Source organism: Trinickia sp. Y13 (genome assembly GCF_029522115.1).
In the GTDB taxonomy this organism is placed as follows: Bacteria; Pseudomonadota; Gammaproteobacteria; order Burkholderiales; family Burkholderiaceae; genus Trinickia.
On record NZ_JAKWFK010000001.1, the window covers coordinates 73,175 to 90,392 of the forward strand.

At 64.3% G+C, this 17,218-nt stretch carries 14 protein-coding genes; 7 read left to right on the forward strand and 7 right to left on the reverse strand.

Translation table 11 applies throughout. The annotated features are described in order from the left end of the window. The first annotated feature begins 105 nt into the window (after positions 1-105). Positions 106-669, forward strand: coding sequence for a peroxiredoxin (locus MMB74_RS00305; RefSeq protein WP_277426603.1), 564 nt, complete (start codon positions 106-108; stop codon positions 667-669). 25 nt (positions 670-694) lie between these two features. Here the strand turns inward: MMB74_RS00305 and MMB74_RS00310 are convergent, their stop codons facing one another. The 6 genes from MMB74_RS00310 to MMB74_RS00335 all read right to left on the reverse strand — a co-directional run bounded on the left by MMB74_RS00310 (position 695) and on the right by MMB74_RS00335 (position 10,645). Then, positions 695-1,123: a hypothetical protein gene (locus MMB74_RS00310; protein ID WP_277427102.1), complete on the reverse strand. Its 429-nt coding sequence runs from the start codon at positions 1,121-1,123 to the stop codon at positions 695-697. Positions 1,124-1,214: 91 nt separating this feature from the next. Next, complete coding sequence (locus MMB74_RS00315) at positions 1,215-1,538, reverse strand: hypothetical protein (RefSeq protein ID WP_277427103.1); 324 nt, start codon at positions 1,536-1,538, stop codon at positions 1,215-1,217. 164 nt (positions 1,539-1,702) lie between these two features. Then, a complete protein-coding gene (locus MMB74_RS00320) occupies positions 1,703-4,975 on the reverse strand; it encodes an efflux RND transporter permease subunit (RefSeq protein WP_277426604.1) in 3,273 nt (1,090 codons plus the stop codon). A 52-nt stretch (positions 4,976-5,027) separates the two neighbouring features. Beyond that, positions 5,028-8,162 carry an MdtB/MuxB family multidrug efflux RND transporter permease subunit gene (locus MMB74_RS00325; protein ID WP_277426605.1) on the reverse strand — a complete coding sequence of 1,045 codons (3,135 nt, stop codon included), beginning with the start codon at positions 8,160-8,162 and terminating at the stop codon, positions 5,028-5,030. A gap of 18 nt (positions 8,163-8,180) precedes the next feature. Beyond that, on the reverse strand, positions 8,181-9,563 hold the full coding sequence (locus MMB74_RS00330; protein WP_277426606.1) for an MdtA/MuxA family multidrug efflux RND transporter periplasmic adaptor subunit: 1,383 nt from the start codon (positions 9,561-9,563) through the stop codon (positions 8,181-8,183). A gap of 245 nt (positions 9,564-9,808) precedes the next feature. Beyond that, positions 9,809-10,645, reverse strand: a complete 837-nt coding sequence (locus MMB74_RS00335; protein ID WP_277426607.1) for an IclR family transcriptional regulator — start codon at positions 10,643-10,645, stop codon at positions 9,809-9,811. A gap of 512 nt (positions 10,646-11,157) precedes the next feature. Between MMB74_RS00335 and MMB74_RS00340 the strand changes: the two genes are divergently transcribed. From MMB74_RS00340 to MMB74_RS00355, 4 genes are all read left to right on the forward strand, one after another. Further along, a complete protein-coding gene (locus MMB74_RS00340) occupies positions 11,158-12,099 on the forward strand; it encodes an ABC transporter ATP-binding protein (RefSeq protein ID WP_277426608.1) in 942 nt (313 codons plus the stop codon). Further along, positions 12,096-12,857: an ABC transporter permease gene (locus MMB74_RS00345; protein WP_277426609.1), complete on the forward strand. Its 762-nt coding sequence runs from the start codon at positions 12,096-12,098 to the stop codon at positions 12,855-12,857. The genes MMB74_RS00340 and MMB74_RS00345 overlap by 4 nt, the downstream gene beginning before the upstream one ends. A gap of 90 nt (positions 12,858-12,947) precedes the next feature. After that, positions 12,948-14,549, forward strand: coding sequence for a sensor histidine kinase (locus MMB74_RS00350; protein ID WP_277426610.1), 1,602 nt, complete (start codon positions 12,948-12,950; stop codon positions 14,547-14,549). A 56-nt stretch (positions 14,550-14,605) separates the two neighbouring features. After that, positions 14,606-15,052 carry a response regulator gene (locus MMB74_RS00355; RefSeq protein WP_277427104.1) on the forward strand — a complete coding sequence of 149 codons (447 nt, stop codon included), beginning with the start codon at positions 14,606-14,608 and terminating at the stop codon, positions 15,050-15,052. A 78-nt stretch (positions 15,053-15,130) separates the two neighbouring features. On the opposite strand, the gene MMB74_RS00360 is transcribed toward MMB74_RS00355, so the two are convergent. Further along, the gene (locus MMB74_RS00360; protein WP_277426611.1) at positions 15,131-15,712 is read right to left on the reverse strand and encodes a DJ-1/PfpI family protein; all 582 of its coding nucleotides are present in this window, start codon (positions 15,710-15,712) and stop codon (positions 15,131-15,133) included. Positions 15,713-15,954: 242 nt separating this feature from the next. On the opposite strand from MMB74_RS00360, the gene MMB74_RS00365 reads away from it, so the two are divergent. Both MMB74_RS00365 and MMB74_RS00370 read left to right on the forward strand, forming a co-directional pair. Then, positions 15,955-16,395, forward strand: coding sequence for an Rrf2 family transcriptional regulator (locus MMB74_RS00365; protein ID WP_277426612.1), 441 nt, complete (start codon positions 15,955-15,957; stop codon positions 16,393-16,395). Positions 16,396-16,545: 150 nt separating this feature from the next. Then, positions 16,546-17,193, forward strand: coding sequence for an NAD(P)H-binding protein (locus tag MMB74_RS00370; RefSeq protein ID WP_277426613.1), 648 nt, complete (start codon positions 16,546-16,548; stop codon positions 17,191-17,193). Positions 17,194-17,218 lie beyond the last annotated feature (25 nt).

Genomic DNA, 17,218 nt, shown 5'->3' on the forward strand with positions numbered 1-17,218 from the left:
GGCCCCGAGCGCCGATCGTGCCGGCGTGGTTCAATAAGCGCCTCGACGCGCCGGATCTTGCACCATCGGTCGATCCCCCGCGTTCCGCGTTTGAAGGAGAGTCCGATGACAGTGAAGGGAAATCGCGCCCTATGCGCGGCGGCTATCTGCGCAACGTTGTCCGTCGTATCGCTCGATGCGTCGGCCGTGCTCAAGGCTGGCGAGAAAGCGCCCGATTTCACCACGCAAGCGTCGCTCGGCGGCAACGCCTATTCGTATTCGCTGGCCGATGCGTTGAAGCACGGCCCCGTCGTGCTCTACTTCTATCCGGCTGCCTTCACGAAGGGATGCACGATCGAGGCGCACGAATTCGCCGACGCCGTGGACCGGTACAAGCAATACGGCGCGACCGTGATCGGCGTCTCGTACGACGATATCGACACGCTCAAGAAGTTTTCCGTCAGCGAGTGCCGCAGCAAGTTCCCGGTGGCGGCCGACCCGCAGCGCCGCATCATCGATGCGTACGACGCTGCTTTGCCGCTCGTTAGGACGATGGCCAATCGCGTTTCGTACGTGATCGCGCCCGATGGCACGATCGTCTACGAATACACGAGCCTTTCGCCCGACAAGCACGTGCAAAACACGCTGAACGCCGTCAAAGCCTGGGCCGAGCAGCATCCTCGGCGCTAGGCGCGCGCCGGCCATGATTGAACGGTCAATACCCGGGCGGCGGCGGTGGCGGCGGCGTGTAGTACCGCGGCCGCCGGTTCTCCATGGTGCCGGCCGGCATCGGCACGCGCTCGCCCGCCGCGTACATGCATTGCAGATAGGCGTAATCGTAGCGCCGCTGGATGTCGTAGGCCGAACCTTGCGCGGCGCCCATGCCGATCGCCCCGCCCGTCAAGAGGCCGGCGCCCGCGCCCACGGCCGCGCCCCGGCCGCCGCCGAACGCAGCGCCCGCCGCTGCGCCGACCGCGGTGCCCAGCGCCGCGCTGCCGACCCCGGCCGTCGTCGCGGCCTGGCTCGCGCTGACGCCGCCTACCTGGCCGAGCGCGTATTGGCGGCAGTTGTAATCGTCGACGCGGAACTGATCGAAGCTTTTGCCGGTGCCGGGCAGCGCCATGACGCTGGGACCGGTCGGCATCACGGTGCAGGCGCCGAGCCCGAGAATCGCCGCAAGCGGCAGCCATATCGCGCGCCGCTTGGCCGGTTGGAGCGTGGAAGCATTCATATCGTCACCGCCTCGGTGCGGGCGGAGTGGCCGGCACTTCGCGCCAGCCGCTCGCGCATTGTTTGACGTAGGGGTAGTAGGTCTTCGTCTTGTCGCAGTACCACCAGGTGCCTTGCGGCGGCTGGTCGCCGGCCTGCGCATCGTTTTCTTGCGAGCGCTCGACGTAGGTCACGTCGGGCTCGCCGGGGGCGATGACGACGGGCGGCGGATAGGGCGCGTAGTAGTAGGGCGCCGGCACGACCGGCGCGGGATAGTAGTACGGGTAAGCGGGCCCGCCCATGTAGACGCCGACGCGCCAATGCGCCTGAGCGGCGCTGCCGGCAGTCAGGCAGGCGGCGCCGGCGAAGGCGAGGAAAGTAGCATTGAGCCACCGCACGATACGCTCCTTTTTCTTGTGGTTCGATGCGCCGCCACCACGGCGCGCATCCTATAAGGCTAGGCGATCGATGCGGCGCATGCCATAACGGCTCCCGTCACAATTGTTTCCGTGCCTTACCCCGCGCCGGTCGGCGTCCCACCAAGCGGGCGGCGGCGTCTTTCCCGCCAGAGGCGCAGGCGGTCCATGTACAGATAAACGACGGGCGTCGTATATAGCGTCAGGACCTGACTGACGAGCAGGCCCCCGACGATCGAAATGCCGAGCGGCGAGCGCAACTCCGCTCCTTCCCCGTGACCGAAGGCGAGCGGCAGCGCGCCGAGCATCGCCGCGCAGGTAGTCATCATGATCGGACGAAAACGCAGCAAGCAGGCGCGGCGGATTGCCTCGAGCGAGGACATGCCTTGTCGCGACGCTTCGATGGCGAAGTCGACCATCATGATCGCGTTCTTTTTGACGATGCCGATCAACAAGATGACCGCGATGAAGGCGATGATGCTGAACTCCGAGCGGAACAGCAGCAGCGCCAGCAGTGCGCCGACACCGGCCGAAGGCAGCGTCGAGAGGATCGTCACGGGGTGGATGTAGCTCTCGTAGAGGATGCCGAGCACGATGTAGACGGCCGCAAGCGCCGCCAGAATCAAGAGCGGTATGTCGCGATTCGATTGCTGGAACGCTTGCGCGGTGCCGGAGAAGTTGCCGTGAATGGTCGCGGGCATGCCGATCTCGGCCGTCGTCTCGTTGATCGCGCGCGTCGCATCCGACAGCGATCGGCCGAGCGGCAAGTTAAACGAGATCGTCGATGCGACGAACGGGCCTTGGTGATTGACCGCGATCGGCGTGCTGCCCGGTCCGAACGAGGCGATGGCCGACAAGGGGATCATCGTCTCCTTCGCGGTCGAGACGGCGGCCCCCGTCGATGTGCTCGTTTTGCCGCGTTGCGCGATCGAGTTGGTCGCCAGATTGCGTGCGGCGTCCGTGGCGATCGCCGCGGCGCTCGTAGCCGCGGCCGGCATCGTGAAGGTGCCGGCCACGGCGTTCGTCGATTGCGAGCCGCCTGCGCTGCCGCCCGATGTGCTCACGTAAATCTGATTGAGCATCGCGGGGTCTTGCCAGTAGCGCGGCGCGACTTCCATGATCACGTGGTATTGATTGAGCGGGTTGTAGATCGTCGACACCTGTCGTTGCCCGAACGCATCGTAGAGCGTGTTGTCGATCTGCGACGGCGTGATTTTGAGTCGCGCGGCGCTTTGGCGGTTGACCGTCACATACGCTTCGAGCCCGCCCTGCTGTTGATCGGAGTTGACGTCGGCGAGCTCGGGACGGCGCTTGAGCGCTTCGGCCAGCAGCGGCGCCCACTTGTACACTTCGGCGCTCGAATCGCCGAGCAGCGTGTACTGATACTGCGCATTCGATTGCCGTCCGCCCATGCGGATGTCCTGTACGGCCTGCAAGAAAGTCTGCGCGCCTGCGACGTGCGACAGCGGTCCGCGCAACTGCGCGATGACTTGGTCGGCCGACGCCTTGCGCGTGGTTTTGGGCTTGAGCGTGACGAACATGAAGCCCGAATTCGTCTGGCGCCCGCCCGTGAAGCCGATGACATTCTGCACGTTCGGGTTGTGCTGCACGATCGACATCATTTCCGAGAACTTGATCTTCATCGCCTGGAACGACGTCGCCTGATCGGCCCGAATGCCGCCGACCAAGCGCCCCGTGTCCTGTTGCGGAAAGAAGCCCTTCGGGATGACGAAGTAGAGATAGCCGTTCAGGGCGATCGTCGCGACGAGGGTCGCGACGATGATGAGCGGATGCGACAACGCCCAGCCGAGCGTGCGCGCGTAGCCGCCCTGCAGCCTCGCGAACCCTCGCTCGAGCCACTTTCCGAGCGGTCCCTCCTTGGGCTTGTGCGCCGCATCGGCGAGCAAGCGCGAGCACATCATCGGCGTGACCGTCAGCGAAACGGCGAGCGAGACCGCGATTGCAAGCGAGAGCGTGACGGCGAACTCGCGAAAGAGCCGGCCGACGATGCCGCCCATCAGCAGGATCGGCAAAAATACCGCGACGAGCGAGAGGCTGATCGAGGTGACGGTGAAGCCCACTTCGCGCGCCCCGATGATCGCGGCCTGCATGCGCGGCACGCCTTCCTCGATATGGCGGGAAATGTTTTCGAGCACGACGATCGCATCGTCCACGACGAATCCGGTCGCCACGATCAGCGCCATCAGCGAAAGATTGTCGATCGAGTAGTGCAGCAGATACATCGCCGCGAACGTGCCGACGATCGAAATCGGCACCGCCACGCTCGGAATCAGCGTTGCCCGCCAATTGCGTAGGAACAGGAATACCACCGTGACGACGAGCAGCACGGCAACGATCAGCGTGCGCTCCGTATCCCTGAGCGAGGCGCGGATCGTCGTCGAGCGATCGGCCACGGGCGTGATGTCGATCGCTGCCGGCACCGACGCCTGCAATTGCGGCAGCATCGCCAACACCCGATCGATGGTTGCGACGATGTTCGCGCCGGGCTGCCGGTAGAGGATCACGAGCACCGAGCGTTGCCCGTTCATCAAGCCGAGGTTGCGCAGGTCTTCCACGGAATCCTCGACCTGGGCGACGTCGGACAGCTTCACGGCCGCGCCGTTGCGATAGGCGATGACCAGATCCTTGTATTGCGAGGCCGCCTTGGCCTGATCGTTCGTATAGAGTTGAACGCGGTTCTCGCCGAAGTCGATCGAGCCCTTGGGGCTGTTGGCGTTGGCCGCCGCGAGCGCGGCGCGCACGTCCTCGAGGCCGATGCCGTAGTGGAACAGCGCCTGCGGTTCGAGTTCGACGCGCACGGCGGGATTGGCCGAACCGCTTACATCGACTTCGCCGATGCCTTTGACTTGCGAAAGCGCTTGTTGCAAGACGGTGGATGCCGCGTCGTACAACTGGCCCGGCCGCATCGTCTTCGATGTCAGCGAGAGCACGAGGATCGGAGCGTCGGCCGGATTGACCTTATGGTAGGTCGGGTTGCTGCGCAGGCTCGTCGGCAGATCGGCGCGCGCGGCGTTGATCGCGGCTTGGACGTCGCGCGCCGCGCCGTCGATGTCGCGGTTCAGGCCGAACTGCAGCGTAATGCGCGTCTGGCCGACGCCGCTCATCGACGTCATCTCGGTGACGTCGGCGATCTGACCGAGATGGCGCTCGAGCGGGCTCGCGACGCTCGTCGCCACCGTCTCGGGGCTCGCGCCGGGCAATTGAGCCTGCACGGAAATCGTCGGAAAGTCGACTTGCGGCAGCGGCGCGACGGGCAGCCTGACGAAGGCGAAGATGCCGGCCAGCGCCACACCGATCGCGAGCAGTGTGGTCGCGACGGGGCGCGAGATGAAAGGGCGCGACGGATTCACGGCGCCGCTCCCGCGTGCGGCGAAGCCATGGCAAGGCAGCGCTGCGCCATCGTCATGCTCCCGCGTCGCCGGCGCCGGCTTCGCGGCTACCGTGGCCGAAGCGCGCCCGCACGCGGCGCGCGAGCGAATCGAAGCCCAGATAGATGACCGGCGTCGTGAACAGCGTCAGCAACTGGCTGACGATGAGCCCGCCGGCGATCGCGATGCCGAGCGGATGACGCAGCTCCGAGCCCACACCCGTGCCGAGCATCAGCGGCAACGCGCCGAGCAACGCCGCGAGCGTCGTCATCAGAATCGGCCTGAAGCGCAGCAGGCACGCTTGATAAATCGCATCGCGCGGGCTCTTGCCTTGCTCGCGTTCGGCTTCGAGCGCGAAGTCGATCATCATGATCGCGTTCTTCTTGACGATGCCGATCAACAGCACGATGCCGATGATGCCGATGATGTCGAGGTCGTGCCCCGACAACATCAGCGCAAGCAATGCGCCGACGCCGGCGGAGGGCAGCGTCGAGAGGATCGTGATCGGATGGATGAAGCTCTCGTAGAGCACGCCCAGCACGATATACATCGTCACGACGGCCGCGAGGATCAAAAACAGCTCGTTCGACAGCGAGGCTTGGAACGCGAGCGCCGCGCCTTGGAAGCGAGTCTGGAACGAGGCGGGCAGGCCGACCTCGCGCTGTGCTTGCTCGATCGCCTTGACCGCCGCGCCGAGCGATGCGCCCGGAGCGAGGTTGAACGAGACGGTCGTCGATGGAAACTGCCCAAGATGCGAGACGAGCAGCGGCGCGGGCCGCTCGATGAATTTCGCGATCGAACTCAAAGGCACTTGTTGGCCCGTGCCTTGGGAGGACGGCAAATAAATCGACTTCAAGGCGTCGCTGTAGTGCTGCATGCGCGGGTCGGTTTCGAGAATCACGCGGTACTGGTTCGACTGCGTGAAGATCGTCGAAATGATGCGCTGGCCGAACGCGTCGTAAAGCGCGTTGTCGACGGTGGCGGGCGTGATGCCGAAGCGCGCGGCCGTCGCACGGTCGATCTGCACGAAGACCGATGCGCCGCTTTCTTGCAGATCAGTGGCGACGTCGGCCAATTGCGGCGCTTGCTTGAGCCGGTCGACGAGCTTCGGAACCCAAGTCGAGAATTCGTCGGGATTCGGATCGGTCAGCATGAATTGATATTGCGTCGCGCTGACGGTCGAATTGATAGTCAAATCCTGCACGGGCTGCAGATACAGCGAAATGCCTGCCACGTTCGCCGTTTCGCTCGTCAAATCGCGAATGATCTCGGTCGCGCTCTTGTCGCGCTCGCTGTGCGGCTTCAAGTTGATCAGCATGCGGCCGCTGTTGAGCGTGATGTTGGTGCCGTCCACGCCGATGAACGAGGTCAGGCTTTCCACATTCGGATCCTTCAGGATCGCGGCGGCGAGCGCTTCTTGGCGCGCGGCCATCGCGCCGTAAGAGATCGACTGCGGCGCCTGCGTGATGGCCTGAACGACGCCGGTGTCCTGCACGGGGAAGAAACCCTTCGGGATCAGCACGTAGAGCAGCGCCGTGAGCGCGAGTGTCAGGACGGCGACGACGAGCGTGGCGCGCTCGCGTTCGAGCACCCAGCGCAAGGCCACGGCATAGCGGGCGATCACGGCGTCGATGGCGGCGTGCGCTTTGGCCTCGAAACGATGACTCTCGGGCGGCGGCGAGTGCCGGAGCAGCTTGGCGCACATCATCGGCACGAGCGTGAGCGAGACGACCGCTGAAATCACGATCGTGACGGCGAGCGTGATCGCGAATTCATGGAACAGCCGGCCGACCACATCGCCCATGAACAGCAGCGGGATCAGCACGGCGATCAGGGACACCGTCAGCGAAATGATCGTGAAGCCGATCTGCCGGGAGCCTTTGAGGGCCGCGTCGAGGGCCGTGTCGCCTTGCTCGACGTAGCGCGCGATGTTTTCGATCATGACGATGGCGTCGTCGACCACGAAGCCCGTTGCGATCGTCAGCGCCATCAGCGATAGGTTGTCGAGCGAGAAGCCGCACAGATACATCACGGCCAGCGTGCCGATCAGCGAGAGCGGCACCGATAGGCTCGGGATTACGGTCGCATAGACGTTGGCCAGAAATAGATACATCACGAGCACGACGAGCACGACCGACATCGCCAGCTCGAACTGGACGTCGCGCACGGAGGCGCGGATCGTGGTCGTGCGGTCGGTGACGACCGCGACGTCGATCGAAGCCGGCAGGGACGCTTGCAACTGCGGCAACAGCGCTTTGACGCTATCGACGACCTGGATCACGTTCGCGCCCGGTTGACGCTGGATGTTGAGCAGGATTGCCGGGGTTACCGTGCCGTGCGCACCCACCCACGCGCCGAGCTTGGTGTTCTGCGCGCCGGCCACGACCGTGGCGACGTCGGTCAGCATCACGGGCCGCCCGTTCTTGTAGGCGACGATCGCGTCGTTGTAGGCGCGGGCATCGGTGAGCTGATCGTTGGCATTGATCGTGAAGTTGCGCGTCGGGCCGTCGAAGTTGCCCTTTGGCGTATTGACGTTCAGGTTCGAGACGGTCGTGCGCAGATCGTCGAGGTTGAGCCCGTAGGAAGCCAGGGCGAGCGGGTTCGCTTGAATCCGCACCGCGGGCCTCTGCCCGCCGCCGATGCTCACGAGGCCGACGCCCGCCACTTGAGAAATCTTTTCGGCAAGGCGCGTGTCGGCCAGATCCTCGATATCGGTGAGCGGGGTGGTCTTCGACGTGATCGCGAGCGTGAGGATCGGCGCGTCGGCCGGATTGACCTTGGCATAGATCGGCGGCGCGGGCAGATCGGCAGGCAACAAATTGCCCGCCGCGTTGATCGCGGCCTGCACCTCCTGCTCCGCAATGTCGAGCGGCAGATCGAGGCTGAACTGCAGCGTGATCACCGATGCGCCGGCCGAGCTTTGCGAGGCCATCTGATTGAGCGAGGGCATCTGCCCGAACTGCCGCTCGAGCGGGGCGGTGACCGACGAGGTCATGACCTCGGGGCTGGCGCCCGGGTAGAACGTTTGGACTTGGATCGTCGGGTAGTCGACCTCGGGCAGCGCCGAGATCGGCAAGAAACGCAGCGCGACCAGGCCGACGAGCATGATGGCCGCCATCAGCAAGGCCGTGCCGACGGGGCGCAGGATAAAGGCGCGAGACGGGTTCATGCGAGTGGCCGCGCGCCGTTATTGCGCGCCGTCGCTGGCGGCGCCGGAGGCGGCTCGACGATGGTGAGCGTGCGCGCCGGAAGCGGCCGGGCCAGCGGAGGCGCCCGAAGCGCCGCGGGCATGCGAACCCGACGCGCCATGCATGACGCTTGCCGCGTCGGGCGCGACCGTGATCTTGGCACCCTCGCGCAGACGGTCGGAGCCGTCGACCACGACGCGCTCGCCCACCGCCAGCCCGGAGGCGATGCTCGTGCGCTCGGCGTCGACCGGTCCGACCTTGACTTGGCGCACGGTGACGGTGTTGTCGGCCTTGACGACATAGACGAACGGCCCGTTGGCGCCGTTCAGGACAGCCGAGCTCGGCACGATGACGGCATTGCGCAACGTGTCGATCAACAGGCGCGCGTTGACGAACTGATTCGGAAACAGCATTTGGTTCGCGTTTGCGAACATCGCGCGCAGCTTGACGGTGCCAGTCGCCGTATCGATTTGATTGTCGAGCGTCTCGAGATACCCCGATTCGAGCACGATCGTGTTGTTGCGGTCGTAAGCGGTCGTCGACAATTTCGCGCCTGCATGCATGCGCGCGAGGATGGCCGGGAGATTGTCTTCCGACGTCGTGAACACCACGCTGATCGGTTGCAGTTGCGTGATCACGACGATGCCGTTCGCATCAGAAGGCGTCACGTAGTTGCCGGGATCGACCTGGCGCAGGCCGACACGCCCCGACACGGGCGCCGTGATGCGCGCATAGGTGAGATCGAGCTTGTAGGTATCGACATTCGCGCGATCCGATTGCACCTGGCCCTCGTACTGCTTGACGAGCGAAGCTTGCGTGTCGACTTGCTGGCGCGCGATGGAATCTTGCGCGAGCAGGGCCTGGTAGCGCTGCAAGTCCAGGCGCGCCGTTTGCAGGAGCGCGCTGTCCTTGGCGAGCGCGCCTTCGGCGTTCTGAAGCGAAATTTGATAGGGCCGAGGATCGATCTGCGCCAGGACGTCGCCGGCTTTGACGAGTTGACCTTCGCGGAAGGCGACGCTTTGCAGCGTGCCCGATAGTTGGGTTTTGACCGTGACCGTGGCGAGCGGGGTGACGGTGCCGAGCGCCGTCAACACGATCGGCATCTCGCCACTCGTCGCAGTGGCGACATGGACGGGCTGCGGCATGTTGGCCAGCGCGCGGCGGCCTCCCGCGGTGTGCGGCGAGCCCGCGGCCGGACCCGCGCCGCGCCATGGATGCCACCACAGCAGCGCGGCCAGCGCCAGAGCAACCACGATCAGGGCCGCGATCACGCGGGGCCGGGCGCGCGCGCGTCGGCCCTCGCGCGACCCGGCGTCGGCGCTAGGGGGCGTAGCAGGCGCGCCGTTTTCAGTCGTGGGGGAGCGGTGTTCTTGTTCGGCCATCGATATAGGTAAGCGGCGGTGCGAAATCGGAGAAGGGCAAGCGCTGCGCGGCGCAAGCGCCGGGCGGCATAGCCTGCGCTGTCCGGGCGGCCCCATGGGCCGGGCGCAAAGATGCATGATGCTACGTCCCGGTGTCCCGGCCAGTCCAGTTTTGCATCTTTCGGTTGTTTACGCGGGTTACATACCGAGGGACTGGCATACGGCACGCATGCGCACGCGCCGCGTGCGGTGTGCCGACTCGAGCGTCAATCGCGCAGCCGTTGATTGGGCGCGCCGCCGATTTCGCGGACGATGCGCGCGACGCATTCGGTCAGCGCCGGCGCGGCGTGCTCGATGAGCCATTCGCGCGGGCAAAGATGGGCCGCGCCTCCGCAATTGATCGCGTAGCGTTCGCCCGACGGGCCGATGAACCCTGCCGCTATGGCATTGAGGTCGGCGTACCACTCGCCCGTGGCGATCGCGAAACCGAGGGCGCGCGTTTCTTCGAGCGAGGCTGCAAGCCGCGCATGAATGTGCGGCCAGTCATCGCCCGAGGCCGCTTGCAACCCGGCCATCAGGGCGGCGCGCTCGGGCTCGGCGAGTACGGCCAGATAGGCTCGGCCCACCGCGGTGCGGGTCAGATCCATGCGTGAACCGACCTCGAGCCGGGAAACGAGGATGGCCGAGCGCGGGCGGATCGCGTCGATCACCACCATATCGAGCCGGTCGCGTGCACCAAGGTGGACGGACAGAGAAGTGCGTTCGGCCAAGTCGGTCAAGAACGGCCGGGCGCGCGCGCGGATATCGAAATTGCGCAGGAAGCCGTTGCTCAGTTCCAACACCGAAGCGGTCAGGACGAACCGTTCGCTGTCAGGCAACTGAAACAGAAATCCGGCGCCCACGAGGGTAGCGGTGATGCGCGAGACGGTCGGCTTCGGGATTCCGGTCAGTTCGGCCAACTCGCGATTGCTGATGGGAGCGTCGGCGGACGCCACGCGCCGCAGCAGCGTCAAGCCGCGTGCCAGGGCGATGATTTCGTCGCCGGAGCTGTCCTTGGGCTTGTCGGCGCGGCTTCGGGCGGGAGGGCGGGTGGAATTCGGCACGGGGCGCTCGTGACAGTTTTTTGAAATGAGATTTCAAGTATGAAGTTTGCCACCAGTCTACTCCACTGGCGCGAGCACCGAATCAGGTAAAAAATACCTATCTCTTATTGTGAAATCGTTTCCGTTTCCGCCCTACCTGTTAACTTTTCGGAAAAAATTATCTTGACTTCGTCAGCGGAAAGCTAAAGAATGGAATCTGATTTCGGAACGGCGCGTCGCGAGCGATGCGCAGATCGCTGTGGCGGCTCAGCCGCTGCACCGGTTCTGTACCCCGGAATACCGTCTCTCAGGTTCTAGCACGGCCCTCGGAATGGCTAGAACTTCTTTAAGGCGCCACGGCAACGTGGCGCCTTTTTTTTTGTGCGCCCGGCAGGGCGCGCTCCTGGCGCGCGGGGGCCGGCGCGGCGATCGGCGTGGGACGACGAATCGCGCCGCGGGCCTCCGGTTCCTCGCAGCTATGCATTTCGCGCGGTTTGACGGCAATGTCGGCGCGCTTCTGCTATCGTCGCCCGATGCAAACGATCCTCACCATCTCAAATCTGTCGAAGACCTACGCGTCGGGCTTCCAGGCGCTCAAACGCGTCAATCTCGAAATCCGGCGCGGCGAGATCTTCGCGCTGCTCGGCCCGAACGGGGCGGGCAAAACGACCTTGATCGGCACCGTCTGCGGTCTCGTCAACCCGAGCGAAGGACAGATCAGCGTCGACGGTCACGACATCGTCAAGGACTACCGCCGCGCGCGCTCGGTCATCGGGCTCGTGCCGCAAGAATTGACGACCAACGCGTTCGAAACGGTATGGGACACCGTTTCGTTCACGCGGGGCCTATTCGGCAAATCGCCCGACCCGGTACATTTGGAAAAGGTGTTGCGCGCTTTATCGTTGTGGGACAAGCGCAACAATCCGATCATGACGCTCTCGGGCGGCATGAAGCGGCGCGTGCTCATCGCCAAGGCGCTCGGGCATGAACCGGCCGTGCTGTTTCTCGACGAGCCCACTGCAGGGGTGGACGTGGAGTTGCGCCGCGACATGTGGCAACTCATGCGTGGCTTGAAGGATACGGGCGTCACGATCATCCTCACCACGCACTACATCGACGAAGCCGAAGAAATGGCCGATCGCATCGGCATCATCAATCGCGGTGAAATCGTTCTTGTGGAGGAAAAGACGCACCTGTTGCGCAAGCTCGGCAAAAAACAACTGACGTTGCAACTGGAGGCGCCGCTCGCGCAAGTGCCGGCCGCGCTGGCCGGCTACCGGCTCGAGTTGTCGGCCGACGGCGCCTCGCTCACGTACACCTACGACGATACGCAATCCGAGCGCGCGGGCATCGTCACGCTGCTGCGGGATCTGGGCGATGCGCAGGTGCGCTTCAAGGATCTGCAGACGACGCAAAGTTCGCTCGAAGATATCTTCGTCGATCTGGTCAAAAACAAGGACAAGGACCGCCCATGAACTACCATGCGATGCGCGCCATCTATCGCTTCGAGATGGCCCGCACCTGGCGCACGCTGATGCAAAGCGTCATCTCGCCCGTGATTTCCACATCGCTTTATTTCGTCGTCTTCGGCGCGGCGATCGGCTCGCGCATCCGCGAGATCGACGGCATCAGCTACGGCGCTTTCATCGTGCCCGGGCTCGTCATGTTGTCGCTGCTCACGCAAAGCATCAGCAACGCGTCTTTCGGCATCTATTTCCCGAAATTTACGGGCACCATCTATGAGCTGCTGACGGCGCCGGTGTCGTACTTCGAGCTCGTGGTGGGCTTCGTCGGGGCGGCCGCAACCAAATCGATCATGCTCGGGCTCATCATCATGATCACGGCGGCGTTTTTCGTGCCGTTGCGCATCGAGCACCCATTTTGGATGCTGCTCTTTCTGGTGCTCACTTCGATCACGTTCAGCCTGTTCGGATTCGTGATCGGAATTTGGGCCGACGGTTTCGAGAAACTGCAAGTGGTCCCGCTCTTGATCGTCACCCCGCTCACATTCCTTGGCGGCAGTTTCTATTCGATCGGCATTTTGCCGCCCTTGTGGCGCACGATCGCGCTCGCGAACCCTGTCGTCTATTTGATCAGCGGCTTCCGTTGGAGTTTTTACGGTATCGCCGATGTGCACGTGGGCGTGAGTCTTGTCATGACGGCGGTATTTCTGGCGATTTTCACTGGCATCCTGGCCTGGATATTCAAAACCGGTTACCGATTGAAGAACTGACGCGCTCTTTGTCATTCTCTTAAAACGTCGACATAATGCGTCAGTTGCCGGCGCTCGACTGGCCGGTTCCCCGACTCGCTTTGATCGCGCATGAGACTGACAACCAAAGGGCTGTTGCTGATCGCTATTCCGACGTTGGTCGAAGTCGCGCTGCTTTCGGGGCTCGTGAAAGCGCAAAACGACGCCGAGCAGGCCGAGCAATGGTCGCTGCGCAGCAAGGACGTATTGCGTCAGACGAGCGCCATTCTCGAGCCGGTGCTGATCGAGTCCGTGCGCATGCGCGGCGCCGTGCTCAAGAACGAGCGCACGTCGATCACGCCGGTTACCCTCTGGATCGACTTGGACCGCCGCATCGACCGGCTCGTCGATCTGGTCGCCGACAACCCTGTCCAAGTCGAGCGCGCGGCGCAGATTCGCCAGACGGTCCAGGCCTATAGGCAATGGTCCGATCGCGTGCAGGATTTGTTGCGCACGGGCCGGCGTGAGGACGTCCTCGATCGGTTTCGCAATCAGGCGAGTGTCGACGTGGTCGATCGCTTCCGCGCTCAACTGGCGGCGTTCCAGAACGAGGAACTGCGCACCGATGCGATCCGTTCGGCGCAAGCGGCCGAGGCGCTCGCGCAGCAACAGCAACTGACGGCAGCCGTCGTCGCGGGCGCGCTCGTCATGACCGCGCTCGCCGTGTTTTTGTTTACGCGCGGCTTGCGCGGGCGGCTCGCCCGGCTGTCCGACAATGCCGAGCGCTTGGCGGAAAGCGCGCCGCTCGGCCCGCCTTCCGCCGGAGACGACGAAATCGCCGAGCTCGACGAGATCCTGCACGATACGAGCCGGCGCCTGCTCGAATCCGAGCGGCTGCGTGCCCGATTCCAGAACGATCTGGCACGGCGCGCCGACGAGCTCACGCGCACCAATGAAACGCTGCATCAGCAGACGCAGGAAAACGAAATGTTCATCTACAGCGTGTCGCACGATTTGCGCGCCCCGCTCGTGAACCTGCAAGGTTTTTCGAAGGAGCTCACGCACGCGTGCGACGATCTGCGCGCGGGCGTGCGGGCTTCCTCGCTCGCGCCCGAGGAGCGCGAGCGCATCGAACGGCTCATCGACGAAGACATCGGCGAAGCCTTGCGCTTTCTGCAAAGCGCAGTGCTGCGCGCGGCGCACATCATCGATTCGCTGCTGCGCCTGTCTCGCGTCGGCCGCGTCGAGTACCGGCGCCAGCAAGTCGATGTCGGCGCGGTCGTGCGTCACGTGCTCGATGCGATGCAGGCATCGATTCGCAATTGCCATGCGCAGATCGTCGTCGAGGAACTCCCGCCGGTTTGGGGCGATCCCACGGCGCTCGAGCAGATCTTCGCCAATCTGATCGGCAACGCGATCAACTATCTCGATCCACAGCGATCGGGCCGCATCGAGATCGGCGCGCTACCTTCGCCCCCCGGCGTGCATTCGCTGCGCATCTTCTACGTGAAGGACAATGGCCTCGGGATCCCGGCCGGCGCGATGCCGCGTCTATTCAACGCGTTCCAGCGGCTGCACGGCAATGTCGCCGCAGGCGAGGGCATCGGCCTCGCACTCGTGCGCCGAATGGTCGAGCGTCACGGCGGGCGCGTTTGGGCCGAGTCGACGGAGGGTGAAGGCACCACGTTCTATCTATCGCTGCCGGAAGCGGCCAAACAGGTTGTCGCCGCATAACGAACAGGGGAGGCACCATGCACAACACCACAGGGCCTGCGGGCCAGAGCGGCACGCTGCCGCCCGGACAATCGGTCAGCATCATCCTGATCGAAGACGACGACGGACATGCCACATTGATCGAGCGCAACTTGAGGCGAGCGGGGTTGACAAATGGCTTCACGCGCTTTTCCGACGGACAGCAGGCGCTCGACTATTTCTTCAGCGACGAGCCGGCGCACGCGCGCGAGGACTTGCCGCCTTCCGTGATCCTGCTCGACCTGAAGATGCCGCGCATCGACGGCTTGGAAGTGCTACGCCGGCTCAAGGCCGACCGGCGCACGGCGTCGCTGCCCGTGATCGTGCTGACGACGACCGACGATCCGCGCGAAATCGAACGCTGTTATGAGTTGGGCTGCAACGTGTATGTCACCAAGCCCGTCGAATACGATGCGTTCATCGAAGCGGTGAGGCGCCTCGGGTTTTTCCTGCAGGTGGTGAAGCTCCCCGCGGCGGCGAGATGACCCCCCCGTGCGCTCTCGATCGAGGACGACGAAGGGATATCTGAACGGCGCCACCGGCTGCGCGAGGCGGCCGAGTGGCTATAGCTCGATGCGCGTGCCGAGCAACGCCAAGAACTGTCGCAGCCACTCGGGATGCGCGGGCCAGGCCGGGGCGGTGACGAACGGCGCGTCGGTCACGGCGGCATCCACGGGAATGTCGGCATATTCGCCGCCAGCCAAGCGCACTTCGGGCGAACAAGCCGGATAGCAGGAAATCCGCTTGCCGCGAATCACGTCAGCCGCCGCCAGCAATTGCGCTGCGTGGCAGATGGCGGCGATCGGCTTGTTCTTTTGGGCGAAATGGCGGACCAGTTCGATGACCTTCGGGTCCAAGCGCAGGTACTCGGGCGCGCGTCCCCCTGCGATGGCGAGCGCGTCGTAGGTGTTCGCGTCCACTTCGTCGAAGCTCGCGTTCAGTGCGAATTGGTGGCCCGGTTTTTCGGTGTAGGTCTGATCGCCCTCGAAATCGTGGATGGCCGTTTTCACCTTCTGACCGGCATGCTTGCCGGGGCACACTGCATCGACCGTATGACCGACCGCCTGCAGCGCTTGGAATGGCACCATCGTCTCGTAGTCCTCGGCGAAATCGCCCGTCAGAAACAAAATTTTCTTCGCGGCCATGACCTTCTCCTTTCGAGGTGAGCGGACAAACGTGGATGAAGCTGAGTGAATCGGAACGAGATGCTGTGGGAAGAGGCAGTGTACTCCTCGTCCATGACCGATATGTGCTCGAGCGGGGCGAACGGCGATCGGGGCGGCGAGACCCGAGCATGAGCGGTGAAGCTGAGCCGTGAAGCGCGACGGTTGCATTCGAGCGAAATTGTAATTAAGATGGATACACTTTGTCGGGCCCGCCCATAGCCATGAATACCAGCAGTCGCTTCGCCTATGCCGTTCATATCCTGGCGTTGCTGTCGCTGCAGCGGGGCGAGCCTTTGTCCTCGGAGATCATCGCGGGCAGCGTCAATACGAATCCCGCGCTGATTCGCAAGTTGCTGTCGATGCTCGCGCGTGCCGGTCTCACCACGTCCCAGCTTGGCGCGGGCGGCGGTGCGTTACTGGCGCGGGCGCCGAAAGCGATCGCGCTGATCGACGTGTATCGCGCCGTGGACGAAGCGCCTTTATTCGGGCTTCATCGCGAGGCGCCGAATCCGGCGTGCCTCGTGGGCCGGCACATTCAGCAGGTGCTCGTCGGCATCATCGACGACGCGCAGCGGGCCATGGAGGCCTCGCTGGGCTCGCGCACGCTGGCCGACGTGACAGCCGGCGTGATCGAGGCAGAAAATGCGGCAGGCAGCACGTAAGCCATTCGTTCTGGCGGCTTGTGGGCCGCCGGGCGGCGGTGTCCGCGCCGAGCGTGCGGCGCCGGTCATGAAGTCCAAGCGAGAGGCGCTGCCTCTCTTTTTTAAACCTAAAAATGTAATCAACGTGATTACATAAACATCTGGAGCGGCATGATGCAACGACGTTTGAAAATCGCCCTGTTCGGGGCGACCGGCATGATCGGATCGCGCATTGCGGCGCGCGCGCTGGCGCGAGGGCACGAAGTGACGGCGCTCGTGCGCCAGGTTCGGCCTATCGAAGGCTTGCCCGCACTGCGGGTGGTGGCGGCGGATCTGTTCGACACGGCGGCGAGCGCGCAGCAGGTCAGGGGCTTGGACGTCATCGCCAGCGCCTATGGCCCCGCGCGCGAGGACGCCTCGAAGGTCGCGGACGCGACGCGCGCACTGATTTCCGTGGCACGGGAGGCTGGGGTCAAGCGGCTGGTGGCCGTGGGAGGCGCGGGCTCGCTCGAGGTCGCCCCCGGCAAGCAGTTGGTCGACACCGACGGCTTTCCCGCCGCCTACAAAGCGGTCGCGCTCGCGCATCGCGAGGGGCTGTCGATTTATCGAACGGCGACCGACCTCGATTGGACCTTTTTTGCGCCCGCCGCGATCATCGCGCCGGGCGTCGAGACCGGCGCTTTCCGCACGGGCGCCGATGCGCTGATCGTGGACGCCAATGGAGAGAGCAAGATTTCGGCTGAGGATTACGCGATTGCGTTCGTCGACGAAATCGAGGCGGGCCGCTTCGTGCGACGCATTGCAACGGTGGCTTATTGACGGCGTGACGGCCAGCGGGCGCGGT